At 64.7% G+C, this 10,105-nt stretch carries 10 protein-coding genes; 4 read left to right on the forward strand and 6 right to left on the reverse strand.

The annotated features are described in order from the left end of the window. Window positions 1–39: 39 nt before the first annotated feature. Genes J7E83_RS04650 through J7E83_RS04665 form a run of 4 tightly spaced genes read left to right on the forward strand, consistent with a single transcriptional unit; the run spans window position 40 to window position 3,922 of the window. Entirely contained in the window at window positions 40–1,002 is a 963-nt protein-coding gene (locus J7E83_RS04650; RefSeq protein ID WP_214959522.1) for a sugar-binding transcriptional regulator, read from the forward strand. Between the two features lie 22 nt (window positions 1,003–1,024). After that, on the forward strand, window positions 1,025–1,894 hold the full coding sequence (locus J7E83_RS04655) for an aldo/keto reductase (protein WP_214959524.1): 870 nt from the start codon (window positions 1,025–1,027) through the stop codon (window positions 1,892–1,894). A 10-nt stretch (window positions 1,895–1,904) separates the two neighbouring features. Then, window positions 1,905–2,834 (forward strand): alpha/beta fold hydrolase, encoded by a 930-nt coding sequence (locus tag J7E83_RS04660; protein WP_214959526.1) that lies wholly within the window; start codon window positions 1,905–1,907, stop codon window positions 2,832–2,834. Next, the gene (locus tag J7E83_RS04665; RefSeq protein WP_214959528.1) at window positions 2,831–3,922 is read left to right on the forward strand and encodes a glycosyltransferase family 1 protein; all 1,092 of its coding nucleotides are present in this window, start codon (window positions 2,831–2,833) and stop codon (window positions 3,920–3,922) included. The genes J7E83_RS04660 and J7E83_RS04665 overlap by 4 nt, the downstream gene beginning before the upstream one ends. Window positions 3,923–3,935: 13 nt before the next feature. On the opposite strand, the gene J7E83_RS04670 is transcribed toward J7E83_RS04665, so the two are convergent. From J7E83_RS04670 to mihF, 6 genes are all read right to left on the reverse strand, one after another. Continuing rightward, complete coding sequence (locus tag J7E83_RS04670; protein ID WP_251043449.1) at window positions 3,936–6,059, reverse strand: primosomal protein N'; 2,124 nt, start codon at window positions 6,057–6,059, stop codon at window positions 3,936–3,938. A gap of 121 nt (window positions 6,060–6,180) precedes the next feature. Further along, the gene (gene metK / locus J7E83_RS04675; protein ID WP_214959532.1) at window positions 6,181–7,416 is read right to left on the reverse strand and encodes a methionine adenosyltransferase; all 1,236 of its coding nucleotides are present in this window, start codon (window positions 7,414–7,416) and stop codon (window positions 6,181–6,183) included. Between the two features lie 78 nt (window positions 7,417–7,494). Then, window positions 7,495–8,727 carry a bifunctional phosphopantothenoylcysteine decarboxylase/phosphopantothenate--cysteine ligase CoaBC gene (coaBC, locus tag J7E83_RS04680; protein ID WP_214959534.1) on the reverse strand — a complete coding sequence of 411 codons (1,233 nt, stop codon included), beginning with the start codon at window positions 8,725–8,727 and terminating at the stop codon, window positions 7,495–7,497. Between the two features lie 49 nt (window positions 8,728–8,776). Continuing rightward, window positions 8,777–9,037 (reverse strand): DNA-directed RNA polymerase subunit omega, encoded by a 261-nt coding sequence (gene rpoZ / locus J7E83_RS04685; RefSeq protein WP_003800778.1) that lies wholly within the window; start codon window positions 9,035–9,037, stop codon window positions 8,777–8,779. A 39-nt stretch (window positions 9,038–9,076) separates the two neighbouring features. Continuing rightward, window positions 9,077–9,649, reverse strand: a complete 573-nt coding sequence (gmk, locus tag J7E83_RS04690) for a guanylate kinase (protein WP_214959536.1) — start codon at window positions 9,647–9,649, stop codon at window positions 9,077–9,079. A 46-nt stretch (window positions 9,650–9,695) separates the two neighbouring features. Beyond that, complete coding sequence (gene mihF, locus J7E83_RS04695; protein ID WP_214959538.1) at window positions 9,696–10,013, reverse strand: integration host factor, actinobacterial type; 318 nt, start codon at window positions 10,011–10,013, stop codon at window positions 9,696–9,698. Window positions 10,014–10,105 lie beyond the last annotated feature (92 nt).

The following is a 10,105-nucleotide window of genomic DNA, read 5'->3' on the forward strand; positions in this document are numbered from 1 at the left end:
AGTCAAGCACTATGCACAAACGTGCAAAAAGGATTCGCGATGACACGCACCCGCCATTCAGACGCCCTTCGCGCTGCGCAGATGTATTACCTCCAGGACCTGACCATGGACGCGATCGCGCGGGAGCTCAGGACGTCCCGCTCCACGGTCTCCAGGCTCCTTTCCTCGGCGCGCGATTCGGGGCTGGTGCAGATCCAGATCCGCAATCCGCTGGATACGGGACCGGAGCTGGAAGGAATGATCCGGAGCCACTACAACGTGGATGTGCACGTTGTCCCCGTGCTGGAAACCCTGAACGAGGCGGAAACACTGGACCGCGTAGCGATTCAGGCCGCCCGCACTATCGGCCCGCTGGTGGACTCCAATGCGATCATCGGGGTGGCCTGGGGCTCGACGCTCAGCGCTGTCAGCCGGCACCTCACCCGGAAAATCACCCACGACAGTGTGATCGTGCAGCTCAACGGTGCCGGAAACATGCACACGACCGGCATTACGTACGCCAGTGACATCATGCGCCGCTTCGGGAGTGCCTACGGTGCGCGTGTTGAGCAGTTCCCCGTTCCCGCCTTCTTTGACCACGCAGCTACCAAGACCGCCATGTGGAATGAGCGCAGCGTGCAACGGATCCTTGACCTCCAGGCGCGGATGAGCATTGCCATCTTCGGCGTGGGATCAGTCGACGCTGATTACCCCAGCCATGTGTACGCCGGCGGCTACCTCGATGAAAGCGACCTGAACATCCTGGCCAATTCCGATGTGGTGGGGGACGTTGCCACGGTCTTTTTCCGGGGCGACGGTTCATCGGACGGCATCGTCCTGAACGAAAGATCAACGGGACCTGCCTTCGCGCAGCTGCGGGAAGTGCGGCGGCGGATCTGCGTGGTATCCGGCGCCTCCAAGATCAACGGCCTGCGCGGCGCGCTCACGGCAGGACTGGCAACGGACCTGATTCTCGACGAAGCTACCGCGCGCCGCCTGGTGAGCTTCAACGGCCGCTCCTGACTCAGTGGGTAGAGTCGTTGGTATGAAACTTTCACCCCGGCTCAGCCTGAACAACGGCGTGCTGATCGACCAGTTGGGCCTGGGACTGTACAAGGTTCCGGCAACGGAAGCTGCCGGGCTGGTTGTCATGGCGCTGGCCGCAGGGTACCGGCACTTCGACACGGCAGCGATGTACGGCAATGAAACCGGGGTTGCACGTGGCATCAGCTCACTTTCCGGTTCCGACGGCGGCAGCGGCGGCTCGGGGGAATCCTCACCCGGGATGTCACGCGAGAACGTTTTTATCACCACAAAGGTCTGGAACGAGGACCAGGGGTATGACAGAACCCTCAGGGCTTTCGATACCTCCATGATTAACCTTGGCCTGGACTACGTGGACATGTATCTGATCCATTGGCCTTGCGCCAGGCGGGGGTTGTTCCTCGAAACGTACCGTGCCCTCGAAACGCTGTACCGCGAAGGGAAAGTGCGTGCCATCGGAGTCTGCAACTTCCAGCCCACGCATCTGGACCAGTTGCTACAGAAGGCCGAAGTGGTCCCGGCGGTGAACCAGATCGAACTGCATCCCTGGCTCCAGCAGGCTGAACTCAGGGAGAAACACAAGGAGCTCGGCATCCGGACCGAGGCCTGGAGTCCGCTGGGGCGGGGACAGGTCCTGGCCGATCCGGTTGTCCAGGCCTGCGCTGCCGAACACCACAGGACTCCCGCCCAGGTCATCCTGCGATGGCACATCCAGCTCGGTCATATCACCATCCCGAAGGCAAGTTCGGAGGCCCGGATCAGGGAAAACCTGGACATCTTCGGGTTTGAGCTCTCGGACCGGGATATGGCCGCCCTCGCGGAGTTGGACCGTGGCCACCGATCCGGTTCCCACCCCGACAACGTCAATTAGGACCAGGGTAATGAAAACAGCGGACCCCCGACCTTCCACCACGCCCTCCTACTTCAGCCCGGAGCTTGCCGCACGGACCACGGCATCAGGCATCGAGCTCGGCGACGGCAATGTGGCCTACTGGACGTACGAACCAGTCCGGGTGGTGCCGGAGACCCGAACGATCCTGGTCATCCACGGCTTCCGCGGCGACCACCACGGCCTGCTCAGGGTGGCCGACCAGCTTCCGGAGATGCGAATCATCATGCCTGACCTCCCTGGTTTCGGCAGCTCCGGCGCCTTTGCCTCAGGTCAGCACACAGTGGAGAACTATGGCCGGTTCATCGCCGATTTCATGGCGGCCTTGGGCCTCGGCGCGGACACTGTGCTGCTGGGCCACTCCTTCGGTTCGATCATCGCTGCCCATTTCGTAGCAGCCAACCCCGGCGCCGTTACCCCGCTGATCCTCATCAATCCCATTGCCGCGCCCGCCCTTGAGGGCCCCAAGGGCATCATGACCAAGCTGGCCGTCCTCTATTATCGGCTCGCCGCCCGGCTTCCCCGCCGCCTGGGGCTGGCCCTGCTCCGGAGTCCGCTGATTGTCCGGGTGATGAGCGAGGCCATGGCCAAGACTGACGACAAGGAACTGCGCCGCTTCATCCATGGCCAGCACCATGCCTACTTCAGTGCGTTCGCCAACAGGGAAAGCCTGCTCGAATCGTTCACGGCATCAGTGAGCGGGCATGTCGCCGAGGTGGCCGGAAAGCTCACGCTGCCGGTCCTGCTGGTTGCCGGTGAAAAAGACGAGATCGCCACCTTGCCGGACCAGCACCGCCTGGCCACGCTGTTGCCGGAGGGAATGCTCCAGGTAATTCCCGGCGTCGGACACCTGATCCACTACGAAACGCCGGAGCAGGCCGCCGGCTTCATCCGCAGCTTCCTTAAGGACCACCCCGCGTGAAAATAGTCATCGATGCCCGATTCACCCGGACCGACCACCACGACGGCATCAGCCGTTACGGGGCCAGCCTCATCGCGGCAACCGCCAGGATCGCTGACGTCTCCATGCTCATCAGCGACCCCCGCCAGCTGGAACTGCTGCCGGACGTCCCCTATACGCTCATCAACAGCCCGCTCTCCCCCATGGAGCTGTTCGTGGCCCGCAAGGTGAACCCGCTCGGCGCGGACGTGGTGGTCTGTCCCATGCAGACCATGGGCAGCTGGGGGCGGAAGTACGGACTGGTTCTGACCCTCCATGACCTCATCTACTACGAACACCCTGCTCCCCCGGGATTCCTCCCCGCGCCGGTGCGGGTGCTGTGGCGCCTCTACCACAAGGCCTTTTGGCCGCAGAGGCTCCTCCTTAACCGCGCGGACACCGTGGCCACCATCAGCAGGACCACTGAAGCCCTGATGGCGAAGTACCGCCTCACGCGGCGCCCCGTCAGAATTGTCAGCAATGCACCACAACCGGACTTGGAGCCGCGTGATCCGGGCGCCGGGGCCGACCATGTGCTGGTCTATATGGGCTCGTTCATGCCTTACAAGAACGTGGAAACCATGGTGGCCGGGATGGCCGAGCTGCCGGACTTCACCCTTCATCTGCTGAGCAGGATCACCCCGCAGCGGCGGGCAGAGCTGGAAATCATGGTCCCGCCGGGCGCCAAGGTGGTCTTCCACAACGGCATTACGGACGGGGAATACGCAACCCTGCTGAAGCGGGCAACGGCGCTGGTGAGCCTTTCCCGCGCTGAGGGATACGGCCTTCCCCTCGTCGAGGCGATGGCACTGGGCACACCCGTGATTGCCAGCGACATTCCAATCTTCCGGGAGGTGGGAGGCAAGGCGGCGTCATATGTGGATCCGGCCTCGGCCGCGGAATTCGCCGCCGCTGCAAAGAAACTGCGCGACGACGAACTCTGGCAGGAGGTTTCCCGCCTCTCCGTCGCGCGGGCCCGTGAATTCAGCTGGGATGAATCCGCGCGGCAGCTGGTGGACGTGGCCCACGATATCGTGGCGATGCGCTCCCGCCCGGGACGGTCAAGCTAAAGCACGGCGCACACTAAAGGACGTCCACGCCGTCCAGCCGGACCTGTACAGGTTCTTCGCTCCGCCTGGCTGCGGCTGCAGCCCTGGCAGCCCTGAGGACCCTGGTCACCGTGGCTGCCTGCCCGTACGGGAAGAACAGCAAGGTGCGGACATCCTCCCCGGCGCGCCTGGGCATGGCAGGGCTGCCAAGGAGCAGGGGTGCAGGACCGGCGGTCCGCAGAGTGACGCCGGACGTTTCCAGCTGCCTTTCCACACTCTCGGTGAAATGCTCGACGGCGGTGCGTGGGCCTGTCACCGACGCGATCCGGACAGCGGGCGGGAGCTGGAGCTCCATCCGAAGGGACAGCTCCCGTTGCGCGTAGCCGGCCGGATCCCAACGGAGCAGTGCGCCGACAGCGCCGCTGTCTGTCGCGGTGATGACGACGAGACCGTCCTCCGACGCAGGGCGTACGAGGGCCGCGGCGTTGAACCAGCGGCGCACAGTGTCCTCTCCGGCCCGGAGGTTTTCGCGCCGAAGCAGGGAGTCGCCGTCGAGGAGCAAGGCAGCTGCGTATCCGCCGTCCGCGACGGGTTCGGCGCCCACAGTGGCCACCACCAAGGCCTTGGCGTTGGCCACATCCGCCTTGACGTGGTCGCCGGAGGACGTGATGACAGTCTTGCCAGGGAAGGCCCGGCCGAGCTCTTCGGCCGTCCGCAGAACCCCGGTGGCACCCTTGCGGAGCGTCCGCCCGGTGCAGTGGACGCATTGCCAGTCCGGTGCCGGCGTTGAGCACCAGCGGCATTGCGGAATGGATGAACTGCCGCTGGCGCCGGCAATTGCCAAGGGGCCTTGGCAGGCGCCGCACCTGGCAGGTTCGCGGCAGGTTTGGCACACGAGGGACGGTGCGTAGCCTGCCCGCGCCACCTGAACCAGGACGGGTCCGCGTTCCAGTCCTTCCTTGGCGGCCCGCCAGGCTGCCCCAGGAAGCCGTGCAATCCGGGCGAGCGGGTCACGTTCCTGCTCAAAGCTGTCTGCGGTGTTGAGCACCCGGGGCACCGTCCGGCGCACCACGGCCCGGTCCGCGTCGACAGGCATGGCCCAGCCTGTTTCCACCAGACGTTGGAGCTCGGTGCTGCGGGTGTGGCCGGCCATCAGGCAGGCAGCCCCTTCCTGCTCCGCGCGCAGTAGGAGCACGTCCCGCGTGTGGGCGTAAGGAGCGCGCTGCTCGATGTGCAGGTCATTGCCGTCATCCCAGCAGGCCACGAGGCCCAAGTCCCGTACGGGGGCAAACGCGGCCGACCTGGTGCCGATGGCCACCCGCGCCGACCCGTCCAGGAGGCGCAGGAAGTTTCGGTAGCGAGGGGTGGGCCCGTCATCGGCCGTCAGCCGGGCAATGTCTTCCGCGGGCAGCAGTTCACCCAGGGCCGCTTCCAGCCGCTGGAGGTCGCGGTAGTCAGGGAGAACCACGAGCGCACCACGGCCGGATCCGCGCACGGCAGCCACCGCCTCCGCGACGAGTTTGGGCCACGCGGCGATGCCGAAACCCTGGAGCGGACTGAAGACAGCACGCGGAGCCCCGCCGTCCCGAAGGTGCCGGACGAAGGCGGGACCATTGCGGTAGGCCTTCCAGCGCGTATCCGGTTCGCTGGCCGATTCGGAGACAGGGCCGGCGGGATGGTCCATGGCCTCCGGATTAGTCCCCGGGTCCGCAATTTGACCGGTCCCGGCGCCGGCCATGAATTCCTTCTCCAGGCGGGCCACCCGCGGTGGAACTGCGACGCGCAGGACATCACTTACCGTCCCGGCGTAGCGGGCCGCCACGGCAGACGCCAGCTCACGGACTGCCGGCGTGAGGACGGAAACCGGAGAGACCACCTTTTGCAGGGGAACCAGGGCGTGGCCGGCGTCCGACTCAGCGACGCGTTCCAGAATGAAGCCCGCCAACTCCTGGCCGTTGAAACTGACCTTGACGCGCACCCCGGCTTGGGCTGAACCGTCCAGCCCTGCAGGCACGCTGTAGTCGAAGGGACGGTCAAGATGCGGCAAGGAGGACTCCACCAGTACCCGGGCAACCGGAAGCTGTGCAGCAAGCGCCGGGCCGGCCTGCGGGGCCTTGGCCGGGAACCCTTGCAGCAGGGACATCTGCCCTGAAGCCATGGTTGCCACCCCCTTGTCAGGCTGTTTCATCCTCCACTGGTTTCTTCCTCCACTGGATACGACCAGCCAACCACTTGCCCCCGACATTTTCCATTTTCAGCGGGCAGGCTGGAGGGATGCGCTAGGCGTTGAAGAAAGCCTTCAGGTCATCCACGCGGTCCAGGCGCTCCCAGGTGAAGTCGGGATCATCGCGGCCGAAGTGGCCGTGCGCGGCTGTCTTGGCGTAAATGGGGCGCTTGAGGTCCAGGGCGTCGATGATGGCGCGCGGGCGGAGGTCGAAGATCTCGGCGATCGCGGCACTGATCCGCGCCGGATCCACCGTTTCCGTTCCGAAGGTTTCCACGTAGGTACCGACCGGGCGGGCCTGTCCGATCGCGTAGGCAATCTGGATTTCGGCGCGTTTTGCCAGGCCGGCGGCCACCACGTTCTTGGCAACCCACCGCATGGCGTAGGCCGCCGAGCGGTCCACCTTGGACGGGTCCTTGCCGGAGAAGGCTCCGCCGCCGTGGCGGGCCATACCGCCGTAGGTGTCGACGATGATCTTGCGTCCGGTCAGGCCGGCGTCACCCACAGGTCCGCCGATGACGAATTCCCCTGCGGGGTTGAGGATGTTGGCTGCCCGGGAAATGTCCAGGTTTGCACCTGCCAGCACGGGCTCGATCACCAAGGACGCCAGGTCTGCGCGCAACCGGTCCAGGCTGGCTCCTTCGGCGTGCTGGCTGGAGATCACCACGGTTTCAACCGAGACAGGAACATCGCGGTCGTAGCCGACTGTCACCTGGGTTTTGCCATCGGGCCGGAGGTAGGACAGTTCACCCGACTTGCGGACCTCAGTGAGGCGTTCGGACAAACGGTGGGCGATCCAGATCGGCGTAGGCATATAAGACGGTGTCTCGTCACTGGCGTAGCCGAACATGAGGCCCTGGTCACCGGCGCCCTGGAGGTCGTAGTCGTCCTCCTGGCGGCCCTCCCGGGCTTCGAGCGAGTTGAATACTCCGCCGGCGATGTCGTTGGACTGCTGGCCGATGGATACCGACACGCCGCAGCGGGCGCCATCGAAGCCGTTGGCCGAGGAGTCGTAGCCGATGCCCAGGATGGTCTCCCGGACAATCTGCGGAATCTCGACATAAGCGTCGGTGGTGACTTCACCGGCAACGTGGACCAGGCCCGTGGTGGCCATGGTTTCCACTGCCACACGGGACTCCGGATCCGCCGCGAGCAGCGCGTCCAGGATGGCGTCGCTGATCTGGTCGCAGATCTTATCCGGATGGCCTTCAGTGACCGACTCCGACGTGAAGAGCCGGAGCGCGGAGGGCGTGGCCCCCTGGGCGTGGGGAATATGCAGCGGTAAAGTCACTCAACTACCTTACTGGTTGGGAATCGGACGTCCGGCACCATATGTCCCCGTGCTAAGAAACACGGCGGGGGCCTGGCGTCAGGCGCGGGGCGAAACGTGGTTCAGCTCGAAGCCGACCCGGCTAATGACAGCGCCTGAAACCTCGCTTTTGGTTCCTGACGCCAGCTGCGGCTCCGAGCCGGAGCGGGCCAGGATCACTACGGAGTTGGTGTCCTGGCCAAAAACCTTGTCCGTCCCCACATGGTTCACCACCAGCAGGTCGCAGCCCTTGCGTCTGAGCTTCGCTTCCGCGTACGCCAGCACGTCCCCCCGGCCGTCCCCGGTCTCCGCTGCGAAGCCGACAATCAGCTGACTTCGATCAGATACATCCCGGAGCTCCACGAGCTCCTGCAGGATGTCCGGATTCCGGACCAGCGTTATGACCGGATCCGCGGTGTCATCGCGTTTCTTGATCTTTGTGTCGGAGATCTCGGCAGGACGGAAGTCCGCTACAGCGGCAGCCATGATCACGACGTCGGAATCCGCCGCCGCTGCCAGCGCGGCTTCCCGCAGCTGCAGGGCAGTCTCCACCGTCACAACCTCGACGCCGGCGGGTGGCGGCACCTCCATGTGGGCGGCCAGCAACCGGACGGACGCACCGGCGTTGCGGGCCGCGACAGCCAGGGCAACGCCCTGCTTGCCCGAGGAACGGTTGCCAAGGAAACGCACGGGATCCAACGGCTCGCGGGTCCCGCCCGCACTGATGGTGACGGTCCGCCCGGCCAGCGGAAGCTGGTAGTCGGACCGGCCTTGGCTCAGGGCCATTGCGGCATCAAAGATAGCCTCCGGCTCGGGGAGGCGGCCAGGCCCTGAGTCGGCACCCGTGAGCCGTCCGCTTGCCGGATCCAGCACGGCGATGCCGCGCCCGCGAAGCGTTTCCACGTTGGCGCGGGTGGCGGCGTGCTGCCACATCTCGGTATGCATGGCGGGGGCAAAAAGAACCGGCCCCCGGGCCATCAGCAGGGTGTTGGTGAGGAGATCGTTCGCCTGCCCGGTGGCCGCGCGGGCAATGAGGTCCGCTGTCGCCGGCGCCACCACGATCAGGTCTGCTTCATGGCCGAGCCGTACATGGTTGACCTGGTGGACGTCGTCGAAGACGCTATTGCTGACAGGATTGCCGGACAGCGCCTCCCACGTGGCGACGCCGACAAAGCGGGTGGCAGCCTCAGTGGGGATCACCGTGACGTCGTGGCCTGCTTCAGTAAAAAGCCGGAGGAGCGATGCCACCTTGTAGGCGGCAATCCCTCCCCCGACTCCGAGGACTATGCGCACGTGACCTCCGTCAACAGGCAGTCTGCTTGGTTTACTGCTGGACTGCTGTTTACTCTGCAGCTTCGATCGGCGTGGAAACGAGCTTGCCTTCGTTGATCTCGCGCAAGGCGATGGACAACGACTTCTCGTTCAGCTTGGTGTCAACCAAGGGGCCGACGTACTCGAAAAGGCCCTCGTGCAGTTGGGCGTAGTAAGCGTTGATCTGACGTGCACGCTTGGCGCCGAAGATCACCAGGCCGTACTTGGAATCGGCTGCCTCAAGCAGCGAATCGATCGGCGGGTTGATGATGCCTTCAAGGTTCGTGGACACGAATTCTCCAAATTCTAACGGGCTGGTGCGTTCCAGTGCTTAGCGCGGGTTCGGGGTCAGCCCCATGAGTGAAACAAGCTCGTCCGCTGCCCGGCGAACGTCATCATTGATGACGGTATGGTCAAACTCCGGTTCAGCGGCCAATTCCAGTTTAGCGGTTTCCAGCCTTTGCTGCTGTTCCTCGGCCGTTTCGGTGCCGCGGCCCACCAGCCGGCGCACCATTTCTTCCCAGCTGGGGGGCGCCAGGAAGACGAACTGGGCATCCGGAACGGCTTCCTTAACCTGACGTGCGCCTTGGAGGTCGATCTCCAGCAGGACGGACCGGCCATCGGTAATCGCCTGGTTCACGCTGCTCCGGAGGGTGCCATAGCGGTTCTGGCCATGGACCACAGCCCACTCGAGCAGTTCACCGTCTTTAATCAGCCGGTCGAATTCGTCCGCGGTTTTGAAGAAGTAATGCACTCCGTCCCGCTCTCCTGGCCGCGGTGCGCGGGTGGTGGCTGATACGGACAGCCAGACGCCGGGGTAGTTATCCCGGATGTAAGTGGACACGGTGCCTTTGCCAACAGCCGTCGGACCAGCGAGGACTGTCAGTCCAGGTTTCTTGCTCACGTATTCCTTTGCGGCGGAGTTCGGGGATGGGCGGTACGGGTCCGCCCTACTTCTCGTCTATAAAATCTACCAGCGCCTGGCGCTGGTGGATGCCCAGTCCGCGGACCCTGCGGGATGTTGCAATCCCCAATTGCTTCATAATGGCAGCCGCCCTCACCTTTCCGATGCCCGGAAGCGCCTCCAGCAGCTCCGCAACCCGCATCCTGGCAAGGGCGTCGTCAGCGGTGGCAGAGCTGATGAGGTCCCCGGCCGTTGTCTCCCCGTTCTTCAGGCGCTCTTTCGCCGCCGCCCGGGCGGCCCGGGCGGCAGCAGCCTTGTGCAGCGCATCAGCGCGTTCCGACGCGGATAAGGGTCGCAGGGCCATGGAGAACACCCCCGGATTCGTCGGTCTGTCCACGGCATATGCCGTTGGACTTTTCCTGAAACCTACTCTTTGGTGAGCAGTGAATCAATGCA

The organism is Arthrobacter sp. ISL-48 (assembly GCF_018613805.1).
GTDB lineage: Bacteria > Actinomycetota > Actinomycetes > Actinomycetales > Micrococcaceae > Arthrobacter.

Excerpts from the sequence above, each read along its gene's own strand:
- mihF (WP_214959538.1), bottom strand. The coding sequence starts at position 10,013 with ATGGCCCTGCGACCCTTATCCGCGTCGGAACGCGCTGATGCGCTGCAC.
- J7E83_RS04660 (WP_214959526.1), top strand. The coding sequence starts at position 1,905 with ATGAAAACAGCGGACCCCCGACCTTCCACCACGCCCTCCTACTTCAGC.
- J7E83_RS04670 (WP_251043449.1), bottom strand. The coding sequence starts at position 6,059 with ATGGCTTCAGGGCAGATGTCCCTGCTGCAAGGGTTCCCGGCCAAGGCC.
- J7E83_RS04650 (WP_214959522.1), top strand. The coding sequence starts at position 40 with ATGACACGCACCCGCCATTCAGACGCCCTTCGCGCTGCGCAGATGTAT.
- J7E83_RS04655 (WP_214959524.1), top strand. The coding sequence starts at position 1,025 with ATGAAACTTTCACCCCGGCTCAGCCTGAACAACGGCGTGCTGATCGAC.